The organism is Curtobacterium sp. MCPF17_003, from assembly GCF_003224385.1.
Taxonomy (GTDB): Bacteria; Actinomycetota; Actinomycetes; order Actinomycetales; family Microbacteriaceae; genus Curtobacterium; species Curtobacterium flaccumfaciens.
In genome coordinates, this window is sequence record NZ_QKLC01000005.1 from 164,036 (window position 1) to 186,101 (window position 22,066).

The following is a 22,066-nucleotide window of genomic DNA, read 5'->3' on the forward strand; positions in this document are numbered from 1 at the left end:
GTGGGTACGACTCCACGACGAGTGCGCTGCTCCAGTGTTGCACGACGGAATGGCGCTCGCGAGGGCCTCCAGCAAATACATCGGAGCGCTCCAACGAAACTCTCAGCTCCGGTCACAGGGACAGCACCGCCACTCAGTACGCGTTCGTCACCCGACCCTGGACTCCACCGCCGCGCAGCTCGATCGTCAGCGTGCCGCTCCTGGACTGCGCGGACATCGACACCGATCCGTGCAGTGCCGCCTGCCGCGGGAAGCACGCCGTCGACGACTCGATGCGGTCCGCCGTCGCCACCAGGCAGATCGTCGACCGGTCCGTCCCGATGCCGGCCCAGACGTTCCAGGGCGTCTCGGCGGTCCCGCCGTCGAGCGCCCGGTTCGTGAAGACCAGTCGCGTCGTGTGCAGACTCACCGGCGCCGCGACCGGCCCCGGCAGCTGGTCGGCGTACGTCTGCGGGACGTCGAGCAGCTGCTCGAGCGTCACCGTCCCCGCCGTCGGCGTGACGCTCGGCGCCGCGGCGACGTCCGGGCGCGCGGTCCCGACGAGTGTTCCGGCCGCGAACGCCACGCCCACCGCGGCAGCCGCACCGCCCGCGATCCACGCGCGTGGACGCTCCGTCCACAGCCAGCGACGCCACCGGGACCGCGCGGTGGGCACGGCCTGGAGGCCCGGCTCACCCCCGCCCTCGACGGTCCCGTCATCGGAGTGGTCACCCCCACCGCCGTCGGTCACCTCCGACACCTCGGCTGCAGCAGGCAGGGCAGCCCCGCTGGCGGGCAAGGACACGGGACCGGCCGCGGGCACCTGCTCGGGCGCGGACGCGGGCTCTGGACCCGACCGTGTCGCGGACGGGAGGGACGTGCGGGCCGGATCCGGGCCTCCCGGCAGTGGATCCCGCGCCGTCGCGACCGCACGCGTGCGGGGTCGCCGTCCGCGTTCCAGGTCCTGCAGGGCGATCCGGGCGCGCGCAGCGTCCGCCGGGCTCGATCCTGCTCCCCAGGCGACGGCCTCGAGCCGTGCCCGTTCCGCTGCCACGTCGTCGTGGGCCATGCGCACTCCCGCTCTGCCGGTCGCGTGGACAGGTCCATCGTGGCACCGCGCAGCCGTGCGCGCGCACCCAGAACGAGGGAGTAGGCGTGGTGCATGAGCACCGACCCCATGCCGCAGCACGACGCCGACGCCGAGACCCTCGAGCCGCTCAGCCACGACACCCAGTCCGGCGAGGCCGACTACGTCGCGACCAGCCCCGGCGGTGCCGGCACGGAACGCCACGTGCCGACCGCCGACGAGGAGCAGGGCCGCGGCACCGAGTACGACCCGGTCGACCAGGGACCGCAGCAGGAGGGCCAGGGCGGCTAGCGGACCACCCGTCGCAGCACGGCGCGTTCGCCGAAGGTCCAGGCCGCACTCGTCACGACGTAGAGCGCGGCGGCGAGCGGTGCGATCGCCGCGAACACGACCGTGATGAACGGCACGTACCGACCCACGGCGGCGGTCGCGGCGGCCCCGGGGACCCCCGGTTCCGGCGTCGGCATCGGGTTCCAGTGGGCGTTCGACCGGCGGCTGAGCTCGACGACGACCGCCAGCACCGCCAGCAGGACCAGCACCACCCAGGCGTGCACCCACAGCGGCGACGTGAGCGTGACGACGAGCGAGTGGCCGAGCGGGACCCCGACGAGCGTCGCCTCCAGCAGGGCGTTCGCGGTGCCGTCGATCGAGGCGTGCGTGAACAGGGCGTAGACGAGCGACACCACGGGTGCCTGCGCCAGGACGGGCAGGCAGCCGGCCAGCGGCGAGACCTTCTCGTCGGTGTACAGCTGCTGCACCGCTCGCTGCAGCCGCTGGGTGTCGCGGCCGTGGCGCTTCCGGAGTGCCGCGAGCCGGGGTGCGAGGCGCCGGCGGTCCCGTTCGGCCCGCACCTGCAGCACGGACAGCGGGACGAGCACCAGGCGGACGGCCAGGGTGAGGAGCACGACGGCGATCGCCGCGGCGAACGAGCCGGCGACGGGGGAGAGCGCCGCGGTGAGGGCGGCGACGAGCTCTGCGCCGCCGTGCAGCAGCGGGCCGACGAGGGGCAGGGTGGACAGGTCCATGACGGTTCCGATCAGTGGTGGGTCAGCGGGGTGCGCGAGCGGCCCGACCACCGGTCGGCGGTCAGGCCGGGGTCGCGACCCCCGGTGCCCGTGAGCGGACGTGTCCGTCGGCGTCGGGGTGGCTCCACCCGATCCGGGTGACCAGGTCGGGGACCGCCGACCGACCCGACACGGCTGCCGATCCGACCCCGAGGACGGCCGCGAGCACCGCGACGAGCAGCCGGGCGAAGACGACGGTCACGGCGACCGCGGTCAGCCCGAGTGCCGCCACCGCCAGCAGGGGCAGCACCCCGGCGGCCGGGTCGCCGAGCACCAGCGCGGCGGTGGCGCGGAGCAGCAGCAGGACGGCGGTCATGGTCCGTTCAGCGTAACGCCCGCGTGCCGTCGAGGACCGGAAGGTGCGGCGGGGGAGGATCACGGCATGACCGCAGGTTCGCCGAGCACCCCAGCGACCGTCGCGCTCGAGACGGCCGGGGTCCCGTACACGCCGCACGTGTACGAGCACCACGAGAGCGCCACCAACTTCGGAGAAGAGGCGGCCGCCGCCCTCGGGCTGCGCGAGGAGCAGGTCTTCAAGACCCTGGTCGTCTCCGTCGACGGCACCCTCGCCGTCGCGATCGTGCCGGTGGCGAACCGGCTCGACCTCAAGGCGATCGCCGCCGCGGTCGGGGGCAAGAAGGCGACGCTGGCCGATCCGGCCCTCGCCGAGAAGCGCACGGGCTACGTCGTCGGCGGCATCAGCCCGGTCGGCCAGAAGACCCGGCTCCGCACCGTGCTCGACGAGTCGGCGCTGTCGTACGCGAGCATCTTCGTGTCCGGCGGACGTCGCGGATTCGACATCGAGGTGGCGCCGACGGACCTCGCGCGGATCACCGAGGCGGTCTCCGCAGCCATCGCGCGGACCTGAGTCGAGTCGCCGCAAGTTTCTTCCGGACCCGGGAATGACCCGAGCCCTCCTGCGTTGCATTGAGTCGAAGGCACTCAAGTTCCCCAGGAGGTCCCTTTGCCAGAGACGTTCGGCCCGACCGGTAGCAACGACTCGTTCGACGAGTTCCTCGCCCGCCTGCTCGCGGCACAGCGCACCGGTGACCAGCAGCGCGTCCGCGCGTTCGGTCGACCGGTCGACATCACCCGGCTGCTCAGCCGCCGGACCCACGAGCTGCTCCAGCACACCGCCGAGTACGCGGTCGCGCAGGGGCAGCGCGAGATCGACGCACTGCACATCCTGCACGTGCTCGTCCGCACCGAACCGTTCGACGCCGTCGTGCGTTCCGCCGGGGTCGACCCCCAGCGACTCGCCGAGGAGATCGAGCAGCGCCTGCCGATGGCGCACGAGGCGCTGGCCGAGCAGACCGGCCGCCCGGCACTGACCGGCACCGCCCAGCGCATCCTCGTCGAGGCGACGCAGGCCGCGCGGGGCTTCGGCAGCACCTACACCGACCCCGAGCACGTCTTCTTCGCGCTCGTGATGGACCAGGAGACCGTGACCGGTCAGCTGCTCGCCAGCGCCGGGATCACCCCGCAGGTCATGCAGGACTACGCCCAGCAGGCCGCGGCAGCAGCACGAGAGGGGCGCCCCATGCCCGGAACACCCGACGCCGTCGGCGCCGATCAGGCCACCGACAGCGACACCCCGACGCTCGACCAGTTCGGCACCGACCTCACCCAGCGCGCCCGTGACGGGCACGTCGACCCGGTGATCGGCCGCGCCGACGAGATCGAGCAGACCGTCGAGATCCTGCTCCGTCGCACCAAGAACAACCCGGTGCTGATCGGTGAGCCCGGCGTCGGCAAGACCGCGATCGTCGAGGGCCTCGCCCAGCGCATCGTCGACGGTGACGTCCCCGCCCTGCTGCAGGGCAAGCGGGTCGTCGCGCTCGACCTGCCCGGCATGCTCTCCGGCACCCGCTACCGCGGCGACTTCGAGGAGCGCCTCACCAAGGCGATGGACGAGATCGCGGCGCACGCCGACGAGCTCATCGTCTTCGTCGACGAGCTCCACACCGTCGTCGGCGCCGGTGGCGGCGGCGAGGGCGGCTCGATGGACGCCGGCAACATCCTCAAGCCCCGGCTCGCCCGTGGCGACCTGCACCTGGTCGGCGCGACCACGCTCAACGAGTACCGCCGGATCGAGAAGGACGCCGCGCTCGAGCGCCGGTTCCAGCCCGTCACGGTGGGGGAGCCGAACGTCGAGGACGCCGTCGCGATCCTGACCGGCCTCGCCCCGCGCTACGAGGAGCACCACGGCGTCGTCTACACGCCCGAGGCACTCCGCGCGGCGGTCGAACTCTCGCACCGCTACGTGACCGACCGGCACCTGCCGGACAAGGCCATCGACCTCATCGACCAGGCCGGTGCACGCCGCCGCCTCGCCCTCTCGGGCGACGTCGACGTCGAGGCACTGCGTGCGCAGGTCGCCGACCTGACGGCCCGCAAGGACCGCGCGGTCGCCGAGGAGCACTACGAGGAAGCGTCCGACCTGCGTGACGAGATCGTCGGACTGGAGGCCCGGATCACCGCCGCCTCGTCGGCGGACGCGAGCCGCGCCTCCCGGCCGGAGTCCGCGGACACCTCGATCACGGAAGGTGACATCGCCGCCGTGGTCTCACGTGCCACCGGGATCCCGGTGACCCGCCTCGGCTCGGCCGACAAGACGCGGCTCGCCGCACTCGAGTCCGAGCTGCACGACCGCGTCGTCGGCCAGGACGACGCCGTGCGGGCGATCGCGAAGGCGGTGCGGCGCAGCCGGACCGGCATGGGTGACCCGCGCCGTCCGGTCGGCAGCTTCCTGTTCCTCGGCCCGACGGGCGTCGGCAAGACCGAACTCGCGAAGGCCCTGGCGTCGTCGCTGTTCGCTGACGAGTCCGCCATGCTCCGCTTCGACATGAGCGAGTTCGGCGAACGCCACACCGTCTCCCGTCTGGTCGGTGCCCCTCCCGGGTACGTCGGCTACGACGAGGCCGGCCAGCTCACGGAGCGTGTCCGCCGCAACCCGTACTCGGTGATCCTGCTCGACGAGGTCGAGAAGGCCCACCCGGACGTCTTCAACCTGCTGCTGCAGGTCCTCGACGACGGCCGGCTCACCGACGGGCAGGGGCGGACGGTCGACTTCCGGAACACCGTCGTCATCATGACGTCGAACATCGGCTCGGAGTTCCTGGCCTCCCGCTCGGGAGCGCTCGGATTCTCCCCGGTCGGTGCGACGGACGGATACGCCGAGGACGACCTGCGGGCTCGCGTGATGGGCAAGCTGCGCGAGGCGATGCGTCCCGAGTTCATCAACCGCATCGACGAAATCGTGCTGTTCCGCAAGCTCGACCGGTCGCAGATCACGTCGATCGTGTCCCTGCTGCTGCAGGACACGGCGCTCCGGCTGGTCGCACAGGACATGCTCCTGTCGGTGTCCGACGCGGCGGTCGACTGGCTCGCCGAGCACGGGTACGAGCCGGAGTACGGCGCCCGCCCGCTCCGTCGGCTCATCCAGCGCGAGGTCGACGACCGCATCGCGACCCTCGTGGTCGAGGGCGGGGTCACCGCGGGTGACACCGTGCGGATCGACGTCGAGGGCGACTCCCTGACGGCGAGCGTCGCGGAGCACGCGGCGGTCTAGTCCGGTCGCACGCGCACACGAAGGCCCGGTACCGATTCGGTACCGGGCCTTCGGCGTGCACGGACCGCCACGGTGTTCGGGAATGCAATTCCGGACGTTTTCCGGAAAAGGGGTTGCGCTCCGAATTGCGGTGCCGATAGTGTTCACTCGTCGCGAACGGTCGAACATTCGACCCGGACGACTCCGCCAGCTCGAGACCGAAAGGGGGCCGACCCATGATGATCACAACGACCACTCCGTTCCGTGGAATCCGTGGACGCGTCGGTACCCCGTTCCGCGTCCGCTGACCCGGGGCGTCCCACTCTCCTGACACCTGTGCCTCCGGGCACCGTGCGCTGAGCCGATCAGGCTCGCGCAGCACCGGTTCGTTCGTCTGCTGAACGGCTCGACGGCCCGTTGATGCGTGCCGTCCGATCTGCGCGGACGACGCCGGAAGAATGTCGGTGGACAGTGCGACGCTCTCGGGGTCGACGAGCATTCCGCGATCGTTGTCCGAACATTTCCGGACCATCCCGGAGTGCATTCTCACGCATTCAATTCCTGCTGCCCGCAACCCGGGCGGATTCGTCATGCCCGACACCCGGGCAGCTCTGCCGTGCCCTGAAGGGGAACACCGTGTCCACGAAGACCACCACCCGTCCACCCGATACCCGCGCGGTGCGCCGCCGGGTCTCACTCGCCGACCGCATCGCACTCCGAGTCGGGATGTCGCTGATCATCTGGAGCCGACGCACCCGCAAGGAGCGGCCCGAGGTCGACCTCGCCACGCTGGCCCGCCTCGAGCGCGAACGCCAGCAGCGCGAAGCCGACTGGATCACCCAGGGCGCCGCCATGCGGATGTGGCGCTGACCGGCGGCACACCGGTGCCTGCGCCGGCCGCGCCGCACGCACGCTCGGTGCGAGGTTCCGTCCACCGTGACCGCCCCTCGGGGTGGCACCACGTCCGGAACCTCGCACCATGCCGGGCACCCCTCGCACCGTGCGGGGCGTCCGGACGCACTCCGGGCCTCCCGTACCGTTGGCGGGTGACCGAAACCGCAGCTGCACTCGTCGAACGCCTCACCGCCCTCGTGCCGGACTTCCCGAAGCCGGGGGTGCTCTTCCGTGACGTGACGCCGGTGTTCTCCGACGCCGTCGCGTTCGGGCGCGTGTGCGAAGCACTCGCGGCACCGTTCGCGGTCGGAGCCGGGTTCGACGCCGTCGCCGGCATCGAGGCCCGCGGCTTCGCGCTGGCCGGGGGCATCGCCGCCCAGCACCAGGTCGGTGTGCTCACCGTGCGCAAGGCGGGCAAGCTCCCCGGCGAGGTCCTCAGCGAGCAGTACGCGCTGGAGTACGGCGAGGCCGAACTCGAACTTCGCCCGGGCCAGCTGCCCGCGGGCACGCGGGTGCTCGTCGTCGACGACGTCCTGGCCACCGGGGGCACCGGAGCCGCCACCATCACGCTGCTCGAACGGGCCGGGTACCAGGCGATCGGCTTCGCCGCCCTGCTCGAGCTCGACGGCCTGGACGGGCGCGAGCGTCTCGAGCCCCGGCTGCCCGTCGCGACGCTCGGCGCCGTGCCGGCCTGAGCGCGGGCGACCGCACGGTCCCCGCGGGCGTCCGCACGCGAGCACGTCTCGCACTAGTCTTGACGCACCATTTCGATCGAGGAGTCCCATCATCGTGACCGAGTCAGTCGCACCCGCGCCCGCCGAGCTTCCCCAGGCACCCGAGCCCCGGACCGCGACGACGACCACGACCGGCACCGAGCTCTTCGACGGTGAGCGCGGCGTCGTCGCGATCCGCGTCGACGGTGTCCTGAAGGACCTCGCAGCGGACGTGCAGGCCGGCGAGACCGCCGAGGCCGTCACCCTGCAGGAGCAGGACGGGCTCGACATCCTCCGGCACTCGGCCGCCCACGTGCTCGCGCAGGCCGTGCAGCAGATCAACCCGGACGCCAAGCTCGGCATCGGGCCGCCCGTCACCGACGGCTTCTACTACGACTTCGACGTCGCCGAGCCCTTCACCCCCGAAGACCTCAAGGCGATCGAGAAGGGCATGGACCGCATCGTCAAGCAGGCCCAGCGCTTCCGTCGCGTGGTCGTCACCGACGAGCAGGCACGCGAGCTGATGGCGGGGGAGCCCTACAAGCAGGAGCTCATCGGCCTCAAGGGTGCGGCGACCGACGGTGACTCCGGCGAGAGCGTCGAGGTCGGTGCCGGCGAGCTCACCGTGTACGAGAACGTCGACCCGAAGTCGGGCGAGGTGCTCTGGCAGGACCTCTGCCGCGGCCCGCACGTCCCGCACACCCGGTGGATCGGCAACGCCGCCAAGCTCATGCGCGTCGCCGCTGCGTACTGGCGCGGCTCCGAGAAGAACCCGCAGCTGCAGCGCATCTACGGCACCGCCTGGCCCGACAAGGACCAGCTCAAGGCGTACCTGGTGCGCCTCGAGGAAGCCGCCAAGCGCGACCACCGCAAGCTCGGCGCCGAACTCGACCTGTTCTCGTTCCCCGACGAGATCGGTTCCGGCCTGGCGATCTTCCACCCGAAGGGCGGCATCATCCGCCGCGAGATGGAGGACTACTCGCGCCGTCGGCACGAGGAGAACGGCTACTCCTTCGTCTACACGCCCCACATCACCAAGGGCGACCTGTTCGAGACCTCCGGGCACCTCGGCTGGTACAAGGACGGCATGTTCCCGGCCATGCACATGGACGAGGCGAAGGACGAGGACGGCAACGTCACGCGTCAGGGTGCCGACTACTACCTCAAGCCGATGAACTGCCCGATGCACATCCTGGCGTACCGGTCGCAGCCCCGTTCCTACCGTGACCTGCCGCTCCGGATGTTCGAGTTCGGCACGGTCTACCGCAACGAGAAGTCGGGCGTCATCCACGGGCTGACCCGCGTGCGCGGGATGACCCAGGACGACGCACACATCTTCACCACGCAGGAGAAGATGAAGGAGGAGCTGACCACGACCCTCGAGTTCGTGCTCTCGCTCCTGCGCGACTACGGCCTCGACGACTTCTACCTCGAGCTCTCCACCAAGGACCCGGAGAAGTACGTCGGCGACGACGAGGTCTGGGACGTCGCGACGAACACTCTGCGCGAGGTCGCCGAGGAGTCCGGTCTCGAACTCGTGCCCGATCCCGCCGGCGCCGCGTTCTACGGCCCGAAGATCTCGGTGCAGGCCCGCGACGCCATCGGTCGCACCTGGCAGATGTCGACCGTGCAGCTCGACTTCAACCTGCCGGAGCGCTTCGGTATCGACTACACCGCGGCCGATGGCTCCCGCCAGCGTCCGGTGATGATCCACCGCGCGCTCTTCGGCTCGATCGAGCGCTTCTTCGGGGTGCTCACCGAGCACTACGCGGGTGCGTTCCCGGCGTGGCTGTCGCCCGTCCAGGTCGTCGGCATCCCGGTCGCGGCCGAGTACGGCGACTACCTCGACGAGGTCATCGCGAAGCTCCGAGCGAACGGCGTGCGCGCCGAGGTCGACCACTCGGACGACCGCATGCAGAAGAAGATCCGCACGCACACCAAGGCGAAGGTGCCGTTCCAGCTCATCGCCGGCGGCGACGACCGCGACGCCGGTGCCGTCAGCTTCCGCTTCCGCGACGGCCGCCAGGACAACGCGGTGCCCGTCGACGAGGCCGTGGACCGCATCCTCACCGCGATCCGCGAGCGCGCGCAGGTCTGATGGCACCGTCGGGAGGCCCGGAGCAGGCCGCGGGGACCGGTCACGTCGACGACGTGGCCGGTCCCACCACCGCCGCACGCTCCGAAGGCGCGGACACCGATCCGCTGGTGATCCGCGACGCGGCCACCGGTGCAGCCGTCCCGGACGCGTTCCAGCGGCTCTGGAACCCGCACCGGATGGCCTACATCGACGCGGGCCGCGAAGGCCGGGGTCGCGGGCACGACGACGACTGCCCGTTCTGCGAAGCCCCGCGGATGTCCGACGAGGACGCCCTGATCGTGGCCCGGGGCGAGCACGCCTACGTGCTGCTCAACCTGTTCCCGTACAACAACGGGCACCTGCTCGTCTGCCCGTACCGGCACGTCCCGCTCTACGACGAGGCGACGCCGGACGAACTGCGCGAGATCGGCGAGCTGACGCAGACCGCGATGCGGGTGCTGCGCGAGGTCTCGCACTGCGACGGCTTCAACATCGGCATGAACCAGGGCGAGGTCGCCGGTGCCGGAGTGGCCGCACACCTGCACCAGCACATCGTTCCGCGGTGGCAGTCGGACGCGAACTTCTTCCCGATCATCGCCCGCACGAAGTCGATGTCGCAGTTGCTCGGCGAGACGCGTCGACTCGTCGCCGACGGGTGGCCCCGGGCGCACTAGACTGGTCGGCATCATGAGCGACAGCACCAGCACCTCCGGCACCCCTGGCACCTCGATCACCGGCTCCGACCGCGTCAAGCGCGGCCTCGCCGAGATGCTCAAGGGCGGCGTGATCATGGACGTCGTCGACGCCGAGCAGGCCCGCATCGCGGAAGAAGCCGGCGCGACCGCCGTCATGGCCCTCGAGCGCGTCCCCGCCGACATCCGTGCGCAGGGCGGCGTCGCCCGCATGTCCGACCCCTCGATGATCGAGGAGATCATCGCCGCGGTGTCGATCCCCGTCATGGCGAAGGCCCGCATCGGTCACTTCGTCGAGGCGCAGGTGCTGCAGGAGCTCGGCGTCGACTACATCGACGAGTCCGAGGTGCTGTCGCCGGCCGACTACGTGAACCACATCGACAAGTGGAAGTTCACCACCCCCTTCGTCTGCGGTGCCACCAACCTGGGCGAGGCGCTCCGTCGCATCACCGAGGGCGCGGCCATGATCCGTTCCAAGGGCGAGGCCGGCACGGGTGACGTGTCCGAGGCCACCAAGCACATCCGCACCATCACCAAGGAGATCGCGGCGCTCCGCAACCTGCGTGACGACGAGCTCTACGTCGCCGCCAAGGAGCTCCAGGCCCCGATCGACGTCGTGCAGGAAGTCGCCCGCACCGGCAAGCTCCCCGTCGTCCTCTTCACCGCCGGTGGTGTCGCCACCCCGGCCGACGCCGCGATGATGATGCAGCTCGGCGCCGACGGTGTCTTCGTCGGGTCCGGCATCTTCAAGTCCGGCGACCCGGCGGCCCGTGCCGCCGCGATCGTCAAGGCGACGACGTTCCACGACGACCCCAGGGTCATCGCCGAGGTCTCCCGTGGTCTGGGCGAGGCGATGGTCGGCATCAACGTCGCCGACGTCCCCGCACCGCACCGCCTCGCCGAGCGTGGCTGGTAGTCCGACGACCGGCGCTCGGCCCCGCATCGGGGTCCTGGCGCTGCAGGGTGACTTCCGCGAGCACATCGCCTCGCTGACCGAGCTCGGCGCCGACGTGGTGCCGCTCCGTCGGGCAGAGGAGATCGAGACCCTCGACGGTGTCGTGATCCCCGGGGGCGAGTCGAGCGTGATGGACAAGCTGTCCCGCGCGTTCGGCGTCGCCGATCCCCTCGCCGACGCGATCCGCGGTGGCCTGCCCACCTACGGCACCTGCGCCGGCATGATCATGCTGTCGTCGCGGATCACCGACGGCATCAGCGGTCAGCGGACCCTCGACGTGCTCGACACCACCGTGCGCCGCAACGCGTTCGGTGCGCAGAACGACTCGTTCGAGATCGACATCCCGATGCCCGACCTCGGTGAGGCCCCGGTGCACGCGGTGTTCATCCGGGCCCCCGTGGTGGAGCAGCGCGGCGACGACGTCCACGTCCTCGGCGTACTGCCCGACGGGCAGGTCGTGGCGGTGCAGCAGGGCAACGTCATCGCCAGCGCGTTCCATCCCGAGGTCGCCGGCGAGGACCGCTTCCACCGCCGGTTCCTCGACCTGGTGCGCAGCGCCTGAGGCGTGACCGCCCGCCCGCCGCACCGGCGGGACGGAAGCCGCGCCGCGCCTCCAGGCCGGTGTTCGGCCCACAGGGCCGCTAAACTGAGCGGGACTTTCCGCAATACGCAAGGAGAACCGTGTCCGGGCATTCCAAGTGGGCAACGACCAAGCACAAGAAGGCGGTCATCGACCAGCGCCGTGCCAAGTCGTTCGCCAAGCTGATCAAGAACATCGAGGTCGCCGCGAAGATGGGCGGTGCCGACATGTCCGGCAACCCGACCCTGGTCGACGCCGTGCAGAAGGCGAAGAAGACCTCGGTCCCCAACGACAACATCGACCGCGCCGTCAAGCGCGGTGCGGGTCTCACGGGCGAGACCATCGAGTACACGACGATCATGTACGAGGGCTACGGCCCCAACGGCGTCGCGATGCTCATCGAGTGCCTCACGGACAACAAGAACCGTGCTGCGGCCGAGGTCCGGACCGCGATGTCGCGCAACGGCGGCACCATGGCCGACCCGGGCAGCGTCGCCTACAACTTCTCGCGCAAGGGCGTCATCTCGGTCACGAAGACGGACGGCCTCGACGAGGACACCGTGATGACCGCGGTGCTGGACGCCGGGGTCGAGGACGTCATCGACCAGGGCGGCGGCTTCGAGATCATCACCGAGGCGAGCGACCTGGTCGCCGCCCGCACAGCCCTGCAGGACGCCGGCATCGACTACGACTCCGCCGACGCCGAGTTCGTCCCGGGCCTCAAGGTGCCGGTCGACGCCGAGACCGCCCGGAAGGTGTTCCGCCTGATCGACGCGCTCGAGGACTCGGACGACGTGCAGAACGTCTACTCGAACTTCGACATCCCCGCGGACGTCCAGGCCGAGCTCGACGAGGACGAGGGCGAGTAACCGTGCTCCGTGTGCTCGGGGTGGACCCCGGGCTCACCCGGTGCGGCGTCGGCGTCGTCGAGGTCGCGCCGAACCGGCGCGCACGACTCGTCCACGTGACGGTCGTGCGCACCCCGCCGGACATGCCGCTCGAGCAGCGGCTGCTCCGCATCGCGGACGGCATCGCCGCCGAGATCGACGAGCACCACCCCGATGCGGTCGCCGTCGAGCGGGTGTTCGCACAGGCGAACGTCCGCACCGTGATGGGCACCGCGCAGGCGGCCGGCCTGGCGCTGCACGCCGCGGCCGCCCGCGGCCTGCCCGTCGGGCTGCACACGCCGTCCGAGGTCAAGGCCGCCGTCACCGGCTACGGCAACGCCGACAAGCGTCAGGTGCAGACCATGATCGCGCGCGTGCTCGGGCTCGCCGAGGCCCCGAAGCCGGCCGACGCCGCCGACGCGCTCGCGTTGGCCGTGTGCCATGCCTGGAGGCTCGGATCACCCGACGCCGCCGGCTCGCGTGCCACGAACCTCACCCCCGCACAGCGCGCCTGGCGGGACGCCCAGGGCGGCACCGTCGACTCGCCGCTGGCCCGCGCGGCCGCCGCCGCAGCACGCCCGCAGCGTGGCAGGTCGGCGTCGTCGGTGGGCGGCCCTAGGCTCGGAACATGATCGCGAGTCTCCGGGGCACCTGCATCGACATCGCCGGCTCGGCCGTGGTGATCGAGGTCGGGGGAGTCGGGTACGCCGTCACCGTGACCCCCGCACACGCGCTCACGATGCGCCACGGGTCCGAGGTGTTCGTGCGGACCGCCATGATCGTGCGCGAGGACGAGCACCTGCTCTTCGGCTTCGAGTCGACCGACGCGCTGCAGGTGTTCGACCTGCTCCGTGGGGTATCAGGTGTCGGTCCGAAGTCCGCGATGGGCGTCCTGGCCCACATGGATCCGGCGCAGATCGCGAACGCCGTCGCGAACGAGGACGACGGCGCGTTCCGCAAGGTCTCCGGCATCGGCCCGAAGACCGCCAAGCTCATCATCGTCGCGCTCTCCGGCAAGCTCGTGGCCTTCGAGCAGGCTGCCGTGGTCGCCGCCGCACGGGGGACCGCAGTCCACCCCGCCGCGGTCGACGTCGTCTCGGCGCTCATCGGCCTCGGCTGGCGCGAAGACGCGGCACAGGCCGCGGTCGACGACGCCGTCGCCAACGAGCCCGGTGCCGCCGCGATGGGTACCCAGGCTCTGCTCCGCGCCGCCCTCGGTGCGCTCCGACCCGCGGCAGCCGGCCGGTGAGCGGCATCACGTCCGCCGGCGCCGAATCGCAGGAAGAACTCGCGTTCGAAGGCGCGCTCCGTCCCCGCTCGCTCGACGAGTTCGTCGGGCAGCGCAAGGTCCGTGGGCAGCTCGACCTGCTCCTCAAGGCCGCGGGCATGCAGGAGCGCACGCCGGACCACATCCTGATGGCGGGTCCTCCCGGCCTCGGCAAGACCACGCTCGCGATGATCGTCGCGCACGAGACCGGGCGACCGCTGCGCATGTCGAGCGGCCCGGCGATCCAGCACGCCGGAGACCTCGCCGCCGTGCTGTCGTCGCTGGTGCCGGGCGAAGTGCTGTTCATCGACGAGATCCACCGCATGGCCCGCTCGGCAGAAGAGATGCTCTACCTGGCGATGGAGGACTTCCGCATAGACGTGATGGTGGGCAAGGGTGCCGGTGCCACGAGCATTCCCCTCGACCTCGCACCGTTCACGCTCGTCGGCGCCACCACCCGGGCCGGCCTGCTGCCGAACCCGCTGCGCGACCGCTTCGGGTTCACCGCCCACCTCGAGTTCTACGAGAAGGACGAGCTCGAGCAGGTCCTGATCCGAGCGGCCCACCTGCTCGAACTCGACATCGACCGGACCGCCCTGCGCGAGATCGCCGGACGCTCCCGTGGCACCCCGCGCATCGCGAACCGCCTGCTCCGCCGGGTGCGCGACTACGCCCTCGTGCACCGCACCTCCGACGGCATGGCCGCGGTCCAGGGTGCGCTCGACCTGTACGACGTCGACGAACTCGGCCTCGACCGCCTCGACCGTGCCGTCGTCGAGACCATGCTGACGCGGTTCGACGGGGGTCCGGTCGGCCTGAACACCCTGGCCGTCTCCGTCGGCGAGGAATCCGAGACGATCGAGTCGGTCGTCGAACCGTTCCTCGTCCGCGTCGGACTCGTGACCCGCACCCCCCGCGGGCGCATCGCGACACCGCGGGCCTGGCGACACCTCGGCCTCACCCCGGGGCAGGGCGACGGCGGGCAGCCCGGGCTCTTCGACGACCCGGAATCCACCGTCTGACCGCCGATCAGTCGGGTGACATGCCACGGACACCGGCGTGCCCTAGACTGCTACGGCCCGAAACCGAGCAACCAGAGAAGGCAACGCATCATGGGTCAAGAAGTCATCCTCATCGTCATCGTCGTGGCGTTCGCGGCCTTCATGTTCTACAACAGCCGCAAGCGCAAGAAGCAGCAGGCCGAACTCGTGGACAAGATGGTCCCGGGCGCGAAGGTCATGCTGTCCTTCGGCCTCTACGGCACGCTCCTCTCCGTGAACGAGGAGAAGGTCACCGCTGACGTCGAGATCGCACCGGGGACCATCGTCACCGTGCACCGTCAGACCCTGTCGCGCGTCGTCGACGACAACGCGTCGGACGTCGAGACCACCACGACCACCGAGGACGAGCCGAAGCCGGTGGCCGAGCTCAACGGTGAGCCGGTCTACGGCGAGCGGGTCGACACCGACCGTGTCGACGAGACCGACGCCACGAAGCGCAAGTCCGACGACTGACGCCCTCGGCCGCCGGGTCGTCTGACCCGGCGGCCTCCCTCTGCCGTCGCACGGTGTGCCGACGGTCCTGAACAGAAAGACGAGACGACCGGTGGCACGATCGACACCCGTCAAGAAGGCGCTGCGCTCGCTCACCTGGTTGGTGATCCTGATGGCGATCCTCGCCGGCGTGAACACCGCCGCGTCGATCCTCGCCGGCTCTTCGAAGGACGACACCGACAAGTGGTACCAGGGCGCGAGCTGGGTCCCCGAGCTGGCTCTGGACCTGCAGGGCGGCACGCAGCTGACCCTGGCAGCGCAGAACACCGAGGGCGACTCCGTCACCTCGCAGCAGCTGCAGCAGGCGGTGAACATCATCCGCCAGCGCATCGACGCCACCGGTGTCTCCGAGTCGGAGATCAACACCCAGGGCGCGAACAACATCGTCGTCTCGATCCCGGGTCGCCCCGACAAGGCCACGATCGACCGCATCGAGGCAGCGGCCAAGCTGACCTTCCGTCCGGTGCTCTTCACCGAGGCCGCGACGAACTCCGCCGTCGGTGACGACGGCAAGGGCACCGCATCGGCCACGCCGTACTCGCCGCCGGCCTCGCTCGCCGCGACGCCGAGCGCGAAGCCGACCAACGCGAGCGACCTGAACTGGGTCACGCCGAAGCTGCAGGACCTGTACACCAACTACAACTGCGCGGCTCCGGACGACGTCACCACGGCGCCCGACGACGAGCCCCTGGTCACCTGTGACCAGGACGGCGCGGGGAAGTACATCCTCGGACCGGTCGAGGTCTCCGGTGCCGACATCAGCAACGCCACCTCCGGTCTCGCCACGGACTCGCAGGGCACGTCGACGGGCCAGTGGGCCGTCAACCTGACGTTCAACGGCGAGGGCTCGAAGGACTTCCGCACCGTCACGAACCGTCTCGTCTCGCTCCAGCAGCCGCAGAACCAGTTCGCGATCGTGCTCGACGGTTCGGTCATCACCGCGCCGACGACGAACTCCGCGATCACGAACGGCAAGGCACAGATCACCGGGTCGTTCACGGCCGAGTCGTCGAAGACCCTGGCCGACCAGCTGAAGTACGGTGCGCTGCCGATCAACTTCCAGGTGCAGTCGAACGAGAACATCTCGGCGACGCTCGGCACCGCGCAGCTCATCGGTGGCCTCGTCGCCGGTCTGATCGGTCTGATCCTGGTGATCATCTACTCGGTCATCCAGTACCGGGCCCTGGCGTTCGTCACCGTGCTGTCGCTCGGGATCGCCGCGGTGCTCACCTACCTGGTGATCGCGATCATGTCGTGGCGTGTCGACTACCGCCTCTCGTTGGCGGGTGTGGCGGGTCTGATCGTCGCGATCGGCATCACGGCGGACTCGTTCATCGTCTACTTCGAGCGCATCCGTGACGAACTCCGCGACGGCCGTGCCCTCGAGAGCGCGGTCGAGTCCGGCTGGAAGCGTGCACTCCGCACGATCCTGGCGTCCGACGCGGTGAACTTCCTCGCCGCCGTCACGCTCTACGTGCTCGCGGTCGCCGACGTGAAGGGCTTCGCGTTCACGCTGCTCCTCACGACCCTCATCGACATCGTGGTGGTCGCGCTCTTCACCCACCCGATGATGCAGCTCATCGCCCGCAGCCGGTTCTTCGGCGAGGGCCACCGGTTCAGTGGTCTCGACCCGGCAGCTCTCGGTGCCGTCTACCGGGGGCGCGCACAGTTCCGCGCACCCGTCGTGGACGGCAAGCGCCAGCGCAGTGCCGGTGAGGCACAGCGCCGACAGACGATCGCGGAGCGGAAGGCCCAGCAGGCCTCCGGCGACAACGGCTCGACGCCGGACGGGAAGGACGACTGATGGCCAGCTTCAGCCAGTTCGGCAGCGACCTGTACACGGGGAAGCGGTCGTACGACATCATCGGGCGCCGGAAGACCTGGTACCTCATCGCCCTCGCGATGATCGTGATCTCGCTCGTCACCCCGTGGCTCCGTGGCGGGTACCAGCTCGGCATCGAGTTCACCGGCGGCTCGGAGTTCACGATCTCCGACGTCAAGACGCTCGACCAGAACCTCGCCACCGAGACCGTCGAGGACGTCGTCCCGGAGTCGATCCCGCGCGTCTCGCAACTCGGCACGCACGGCATCCGCGTGCAGACCGGGCAGCTCACCGACCGGCAGACGACCGAGGTGCAGGACGCCCTGGCGAAGGCCTACGACGTCCCGGAGAGCCAGGTCGCCGCGACCTTCATCGGCGCGACGTGGGGTGCCGACGTGCTCGCGCAGGCCATCCGTGGTCTCGTGATCTTCCTCGCCCTCGCCGCGGTCTTCATGACGCTGTACTTCCGCACCTGGAAGATGTCGCTGTCCGCGATGGCCGCGCTGCTGCACGACCTGCTCATCACCGCCGGCGTGTACGGCATCGTCGGGCTCGAGGTCACGCCCGCGGCGGTGATCGGGTTCCTGACGATCCTCGGGTACTCGCTCTACGACACCGTGGTGGTCTTCGACAAGGTGCGCGAGAACACCGCGCAGGAATCGATCCGGACGTTCAAGCAGTCGGTCAACCTCGCGGTGAACCAGACCCTCGTCCGATCGATCAACACCTCGGTCGTGGCGCTGCTGCCGGTCGCGGCGATCCTCTTCATCGGGTCGTACGTGCTCGGCGCCGGTACCCTGCGCGACATCTCGCTCGCGCTGTTCATCGGCATCATCGTCGGCACCTACTCGACGATCTTCATCGCGTCGCCGATGTACGCGCAGCTGCGCGAGAACGAACCGAAGATCAAGGAGTCGGACGCCAAGAAGACCCAGGCGGCCGAGAAGCGCCGGCGTGAGGTCGACGCGGCAGAGGCGAACGTCTGATGCCCATCGAGATCCAGCAGATCGACGTCGCCGAGGCCCAGCGCCGCATCGACGCCGGAGCCCGGCTGTTCGACGTCCGCGAGCAGGGGGAGTGGGACGAGGTCCACGCTCCCCAGGCCACGCTCGTGCCGATGTCGGAGTTCGTGGACCGCTGGCAGGAGATCGACGGCGGCGACCAGCCGGCCATCATCGTCTGCCACTCCGGCGGCCGGTCGTCGCGCATCGTCGCGGCGCTCGAGCAGTCGGGCGTGCCTGCCGTCAACCTCTCCGGCGGCATGCTCGCCTGGGAGCAGGCGGGGGCGCCGGTGGAGCGCGACGCCCAGGGCGAACCGCGTCACGGGCACTGACCGGGGACGCGTAGTCTTGTCGGATCGAGCTCGGATCGAGCTCTCGGACCGAGTCCTGGGAGGCGCATCATGACGGACACCCGCGAAGAGCCGTCCGCGCCGAGCCGCCCGGGTTCCGCCCCGCGGCCCTCGAGCCCGATCGGTCCGAACACCACCGGCAACCTCGGTTCCCTCCGCTCGCTGCTGCCGCGCCTGTTCTCGCGCGCCCAGCCGGCCGGCGCGGTGGACACGCTGATCCGCACGGTCCGCTCGCACCACCCCAAGGCCGATGTGACACTCATCGAGCGTGCGTACTCGGTCGCCGAGCGCGCGCACGACGGTCAGAAGCGCAAGTCCGGTGAGCCGTACATCACGCACCCCGTCGCGGTCGCGCAGATCCTGGCCGACCTCGGCATCGGCACGATCACCATCGCGGCCGCGCTCCTGCACGACACGGTGGAGGACACCGACTACCAGCTCGACCAGCTGCGGGCCGACTTCGGCGACGAGATCGCGATGCTGGTCGACGGCGTCACCAAGCTCGACAAGGTCAAGTACGGCGACAGCGCGCAGGCCGAGACCGTCCGCAAGATGGTCATCGCCATGTCGAAGGACATCCGCGTCCTCGTCATCAAGCTCGCCGACCGCCTGCACAACGCCCGCACGTGGGGCTTCGTCGAGTCGGCCTCCGCCACGCGCAAGGCGAAGGAGACGCTCGAGATCTACGCGCCGCTCGCGCACCGGCTCGGCATCCAGATGATCAAGCTCGAGCTCGAGGACCTGTCGTTCGCGGTCCTGCACCCCAAGCTCTACGTCGAGATCGACAGCCTGGTCAAGGAACGCCAGCCGAAGCGCGAGCAGTTCGTCCAGAACGTCATCGGCACCCTGAAGAAGGACCTGAAGGCCGCCAAGGTCCGCGGCGACGTCATGGGCCGGCCGAAGCAGTACTACTCGATCTACCAGAAGATGATCGTGCGGGGTCGTGAGTTCGATGAGATCTACGACCTCGTCGGCATCCGCGTGCTCGTGCCGACCGTGCGCGACTGCTACGCCATGCTCGGCTCGGTGCACGCCCGCTGGACCCCGCTGCCCGGTCGCTTCAAGGACTACATCGCGACCCCCAAGTTCAACCTGTACCAGTCGTTGCACACCACGGTGCTCGGACCGCAGGGTCGTGCGGTCGAGATCCAGATCCGTACGCACGAGATGCACCAGCGCGCCGAGTTCGGTGTCGCCGCCCACTGGAAGTACAAGCAGCGCGCTGCCGGCCGTGACGCCGGTACCTCGTCGACCACGGACGACCAGGACATGGCGTGGCTCGCCCACATCACCGACTGGCAGGCCGAGACCAGCGACCCGGGCGAGTTCCTCGACTCCCTTCGCTACGAGATCGGTGCCAAGGAGACCTACGTCTTCACGCCGCAGGGCAAGGTCATCGGTCTCCCCGCCGGAGCCACTCCGGTCGACTTCGCCTACGCGGTGCACACCGAGATCGGCCACCGCACGATGGGTGCGAAGGTCAACGGCCGCCTCGTCCCGCTCGAGAGCCAGCTGTCCAGCGGCGACGTCGTCGAGATCTTCACGTCGAAGAACCCCGACTCCGGCCCCTCGCAGGACTGGCTGCAGTTCGTCCGCAGCCCCCGCGCGCGCAACAAGATCAAGCAGTGGTTCACCAAGGAGCGCCGCGAAGAGGCGATCGAGCAGGGTCGCGACGCCATCGCCCGAGCGATGCGCAAGCAGAACCTGCCGCTCCAGCGCATCATGAGCCAGGACAGCATCGCCGAGGTCGCCTCGTCGATGCGGTACGAGGACGTCTCCGCCCTGTACGCCGCCATCGGCGAAGGCCACGTCTCGACGCAGTCGGTGATCGAGAAGGTCCTCGGCAACGTCCAGACCGAGACCGAGACGGACGAGCCCGAACTCGCGTTCCCGCGCCAGGTCACCAGTCGTCAGCTGCGCACGAGCGACAGCGGCGTCTTGGTCCGCGGTGCGCCCGACATCCTCGTCAAGCTCGCGAAGTGCTGCACGCCGGTGCCGGGCGACCAGATCGTAGGCTTCATCACCCGTGGCCAGGGCGTCTCGGTGCACCAGTCGTCGTGCACCAACGTGAAGTCGCTCATGAACGAACCCGACCGGATGATCGAGGTCGAGTGGGCTCCGTCGTCGAAGTCGGTGTTCCTGGTGCAGATCCAGATCGAGGCGCTCGATCGGTCGGGCCTGCTCAGCGACGTCACCCGTGTGTTGACCGACCACCACGTGAACATCCTGTCCGCGACGGTGTCGACCTCGTCCGACCGTCTCGCGCTGAGCCGGTTCGTGTTCGAGATGGGCGACACCATCCACCTCGACCGCGTGCTGAACGCGGTGCGACGCATCGACGCCGTCTACGACGTCTACCGCGTCAGCGCCGGCTAGCGGCAGGGCCCCGCGCGGCCCGTCCGTCGGCCGTCGCCCGTCGACCGGTCATGACTCGTCGCACGGGCACCGTCGACCGGTCACGAACCGTCGACTGCGGCCCTGCCAACCGACAGTTCGCGACCACTCGGCGACCGCGAGCGGGGTGCCCTGACCGCTCGCACGCTCCGACCGGAGGCCCGTAGCAACCCCACCCGGCGCCTCCCGGCCCTTCCTGCCCGTCGCCCGTCGCCCGTCGACCGGTCACGACTCGTCGCACGGGCACCGTCGACCGGTCACGAACCGTCGACTGCGACCCTGCCAACCGACGGTCCGCGACCACTCGGCGAACGCGAGCAGGGTGCCCTGACCGCTCGCACGCGCCGGACCGGAGGCCCGTGGCAGCCCCGCCCGGCGCCTCCCCTCCCGCCCGTCGACCGTCGGCCGTCGACCGGCCACGACTCGTCGCACGGGCACCGTCGACCGGTCACGAACCGTCGACTGCGACCCTGCCAACCGACAGTCCGCGACCACTCGGCGAACGCGAGCGGGGTGTCGTGACCACTCGGCGAACGCACCCGCGACGCACTAGCGGCCAGCGCCCCCAGCCGCATCCGGCAGCCCCCGCAACCGACGCTCGGCCTGCCGCACCATGGGGATCGTCCCGAGGGACCTCAGGCGCGCCTGCAGCTCGGCAGCGGTGACCGCCCCGATCGCGAGCAGCCCGTGCACGGCCGTCGCCTCGGCCACCCCGAACGCACCGGCCGTCGGCCCCGGCGTCCGGAGCAGGTCGACCGCGGTCCGCGCCGGCAGCGTGACCCGCAGCCGCGACAGCTCGACGGTGTCGTCGACGTCGATGCGGACCTCCCGCAGGCGGACGTCCGGACCGACGTGCACGCGGACCTGCGGCGGGATGCAGGCCTCGAGCGGCGCCGGCGGCCGGGACACCGCACCCCAGATCCACGCGGCGGTCAGGGTGCAGGCGATCAGGCGCGCGTCCCGCAGGACCCATGCGGCAGCGGCGGCGCGCAACGACGGCGTCTGCGGTTCGGCAGGGGAGGCCCAGCACGGACCGACGGCGACCAGCTCGCCGGCCAGGACCGCCGCACGCAGCTCGGGATCCGGCCAGTCGTCACTGGTCAGCAGTCGCAGGCGGGGCACCCGCACATCCTGCCCGACCTGCGCGCGCGACCGACAGGCCTGTGGACAAGCGACGGACCGGCCGGGAGGCTCGTGGCGG

The 22,066-nt window shown here is 70.4% G+C and carries 22 protein-coding genes; 18 read left to right on the forward strand and 4 right to left on the reverse strand.

The features are described 5' to 3' along the window. Positions 1-133: 133 nt before the first annotated feature. Complete coding sequence (locus DEJ30_RS07355) at positions 134-730, reverse strand: hypothetical protein (protein WP_146244682.1); 597 nt, start codon at positions 728-730, stop codon at positions 134-136. A 411-nt stretch (positions 731-1,141) separates the two neighbouring features. On the opposite strand from DEJ30_RS07355, the gene DEJ30_RS07360 reads away from it, so the two are divergent. Beyond that, the gene (locus DEJ30_RS07360; protein ID WP_027465592.1) at positions 1,142-1,357 is read left to right on the forward strand and encodes a hypothetical protein; all 216 of its coding nucleotides are present in this window, start codon (positions 1,142-1,144) and stop codon (positions 1,355-1,357) included. Here the strand turns inward: DEJ30_RS07360 and DEJ30_RS07365 are convergent. Next, positions 1,354-2,091 carry a membrane protein insertase YidC gene (locus tag DEJ30_RS07365; protein WP_110859996.1) on the reverse strand — a complete coding sequence of 246 codons (738 nt, stop codon included), beginning with the start codon at positions 2,089-2,091 and terminating at the stop codon, positions 1,354-1,356. The two genes, DEJ30_RS07360 and DEJ30_RS07365, sit on opposite strands and share 4 nt — an antisense overlap. 61 nt (positions 2,092-2,152) lie before the next feature. Continuing rightward, positions 2,153-2,446: a hypothetical protein gene (locus DEJ30_RS07370; protein WP_110859998.1), complete on the reverse strand. Its 294-nt coding sequence runs from the start codon at positions 2,444-2,446 to the stop codon at positions 2,153-2,155. Between the two features lie 66 nt (positions 2,447-2,512). Between DEJ30_RS07370 and ybaK the strand changes: the two genes are divergently transcribed. From ybaK to DEJ30_RS07455, 17 genes are all read left to right on the forward strand, one after another. After that, a complete protein-coding gene (gene ybaK, locus DEJ30_RS07375; protein ID WP_110860000.1) occupies positions 2,513-2,998 on the forward strand; it encodes a Cys-tRNA(Pro) deacylase in 486 nt (161 codons plus the stop codon). A gap of 96 nt (positions 2,999-3,094) precedes the next feature. Continuing rightward, on the forward strand, positions 3,095-5,701 hold the full coding sequence (locus DEJ30_RS07380; protein WP_110860002.1) for an ATP-dependent Clp protease ATP-binding subunit: 2,607 nt from the start codon (positions 3,095-3,097) through the stop codon (positions 5,699-5,701). Between the two features lie 615 nt (positions 5,702-6,316). Continuing rightward, complete coding sequence (locus DEJ30_RS07385; RefSeq protein WP_146238520.1) at positions 6,317-6,550, forward strand: hypothetical protein; 234 nt, start codon at positions 6,317-6,319, stop codon at positions 6,548-6,550. Between the two features lie 176 nt (positions 6,551-6,726). Next, positions 6,727-7,269 (forward strand): adenine phosphoribosyltransferase, encoded by a 543-nt coding sequence (locus DEJ30_RS07390; protein WP_110860004.1) that lies wholly within the window; start codon positions 6,727-6,729, stop codon positions 7,267-7,269. 94 nt (positions 7,270-7,363) lie between these two features. Beyond that, positions 7,364-9,385, forward strand: coding sequence for a threonine--tRNA ligase (gene thrS / locus DEJ30_RS07395; protein ID WP_110860006.1), 2,022 nt, complete (start codon positions 7,364-7,366; stop codon positions 9,383-9,385). Further along, a complete protein-coding gene (locus tag DEJ30_RS07400; protein WP_258369859.1) occupies positions 9,385-10,038 on the forward strand; it encodes an HIT domain-containing protein in 654 nt (217 codons plus the stop codon). Before thrS ends, DEJ30_RS07400 begins: the two co-directional genes overlap by 1 nt. A 13-nt stretch (positions 10,039-10,051) precedes the next feature. Further along, positions 10,052-10,972, forward strand: a complete 921-nt coding sequence (gene pdxS / locus DEJ30_RS07405) for a pyridoxal 5'-phosphate synthase lyase subunit PdxS (protein ID WP_027465600.1) — start codon at positions 10,052-10,054, stop codon at positions 10,970-10,972. Further along, entirely contained in the window at positions 10,962-11,573 is a 612-nt protein-coding gene (gene pdxT / locus DEJ30_RS07410) for a pyridoxal 5'-phosphate synthase glutaminase subunit PdxT (RefSeq protein WP_110860008.1), read from the forward strand. The genes pdxS and pdxT overlap by 11 nt, the downstream gene beginning before the upstream one ends. 119 nt (positions 11,574-11,692) lie before the next feature. Further along, complete coding sequence (locus tag DEJ30_RS07415) at positions 11,693-12,460, forward strand: YebC/PmpR family DNA-binding transcriptional regulator (RefSeq protein WP_017887357.1); 768 nt, start codon at positions 11,693-11,695, stop codon at positions 12,458-12,460. Between the two features lie 2 nt (positions 12,461-12,462). After that, positions 12,463-13,110, forward strand: a complete 648-nt coding sequence (gene ruvC, locus DEJ30_RS07420) for a crossover junction endodeoxyribonuclease RuvC (protein WP_110860010.1) — start codon at positions 12,463-12,465, stop codon at positions 13,108-13,110. Further along, entirely contained in the window at positions 13,107-13,727 is a 621-nt protein-coding gene (gene ruvA / locus DEJ30_RS07425) for a Holliday junction branch migration protein RuvA (RefSeq protein WP_110860012.1), read from the forward strand. Before ruvC ends, ruvA begins: the two co-directional genes overlap by 4 nt. After that, positions 13,724-14,767, forward strand: a complete 1,044-nt coding sequence (gene ruvB / locus DEJ30_RS07430; protein ID WP_110860014.1) for a Holliday junction branch migration DNA helicase RuvB — start codon at positions 13,724-13,726, stop codon at positions 14,765-14,767. Before ruvA ends, ruvB begins: the two co-directional genes overlap by 4 nt. A gap of 90 nt (positions 14,768-14,857) precedes the next feature. Beyond that, positions 14,858-15,259, forward strand: coding sequence for a preprotein translocase subunit YajC (gene yajC / locus DEJ30_RS07435; protein WP_051596726.1), 402 nt, complete (start codon positions 14,858-14,860; stop codon positions 15,257-15,259). Positions 15,260-15,350: 91 nt separating this feature from the next. Continuing rightward, a complete protein-coding gene (secD, locus tag DEJ30_RS07440; protein ID WP_110860016.1) occupies positions 15,351-17,102 on the forward strand; it encodes a protein translocase subunit SecD in 1,752 nt (583 codons plus the stop codon). After that, positions 17,102-18,106, forward strand: coding sequence for a protein translocase subunit SecF (secF, locus tag DEJ30_RS07445; protein WP_110860018.1), 1,005 nt, complete (start codon positions 17,102-17,104; stop codon positions 18,104-18,106). The genes secD and secF overlap by 1 nt, the downstream gene beginning before the upstream one ends. Next, a complete protein-coding gene (locus DEJ30_RS07450; protein WP_110860020.1) occupies positions 18,106-18,453 on the forward strand; it encodes a rhodanese-like domain-containing protein in 348 nt (115 codons plus the stop codon). Before secF ends, DEJ30_RS07450 begins: the two co-directional genes overlap by 1 nt. Before the next feature lie 69 nt (positions 18,454-18,522). Then, positions 18,523-20,847, forward strand: a complete 2,325-nt coding sequence (locus DEJ30_RS07455; protein ID WP_231495664.1) for a bifunctional (p)ppGpp synthetase/guanosine-3',5'-bis(diphosphate) 3'-pyrophosphohydrolase — start codon at positions 18,523-18,525, stop codon at positions 20,845-20,847. A gap of 567 nt (positions 20,848-21,414) precedes the next feature. On the opposite strand, the gene DEJ30_RS07460 is transcribed toward DEJ30_RS07455, so the two are convergent. Then, a complete protein-coding gene (locus DEJ30_RS07460) occupies positions 21,415-21,987 on the reverse strand; it encodes a hypothetical protein (protein ID WP_181420042.1) in 573 nt (190 codons plus the stop codon). Positions 21,988-22,066: the final 79 nt, after the last annotated feature.

Coding starts and splice junctions, on each gene's coding strand:
- ruvA (WP_110860012.1), top strand. CDS start 13,107: ATGATCGCGAGTCTCCGGGGCACCTGCATCGACATCGCCGGCTCGGCC.
- DEJ30_RS07455 (WP_231495664.1), top strand. CDS start 18,523: ATGACGGACACCCGCGAAGAGCCGTCCGCGCCGAGCCGCCCGGGTTCC.
- DEJ30_RS07450 (WP_110860020.1), top strand. CDS start 18,106: ATGCCCATCGAGATCCAGCAGATCGACGTCGCCGAGGCCCAGCGCCGC.
- ybaK (WP_110860000.1), top strand. CDS start 2,513: ATGACCGCAGGTTCGCCGAGCACCCCAGCGACCGTCGCGCTCGAGACG.
- DEJ30_RS07365 (WP_110859996.1), bottom strand. CDS start 2,091: ATGGACCTGTCCACCCTGCCCCTCGTCGGCCCGCTGCTGCACGGCGGC.
- DEJ30_RS07370 (WP_110859998.1), bottom strand. CDS start 2,446: ATGACCGCCGTCCTGCTGCTGCTCCGCGCCACCGCCGCGCTGGTGCTC.
- DEJ30_RS07400 (WP_258369859.1), top strand. CDS start 9,385: ATGGCACCGTCGGGAGGCCCGGAGCAGGCCGCGGGGACCGGTCACGTC.
- yajC (WP_051596726.1), top strand. CDS start 14,858: ATGGGTCAAGAAGTCATCCTCATCGTCATCGTCGTGGCGTTCGCGGCC.
- pdxS (WP_027465600.1), top strand. CDS start 10,052: ATGAGCGACAGCACCAGCACCTCCGGCACCCCTGGCACCTCGATCACC.
- secF (WP_110860018.1), top strand. CDS start 17,102: ATGGCCAGCTTCAGCCAGTTCGGCAGCGACCTGTACACGGGGAAGCGG.
- DEJ30_RS07360 (WP_027465592.1), top strand. CDS start 1,142: ATGAGCACCGACCCCATGCCGCAGCACGACGCCGACGCCGAGACCCTC.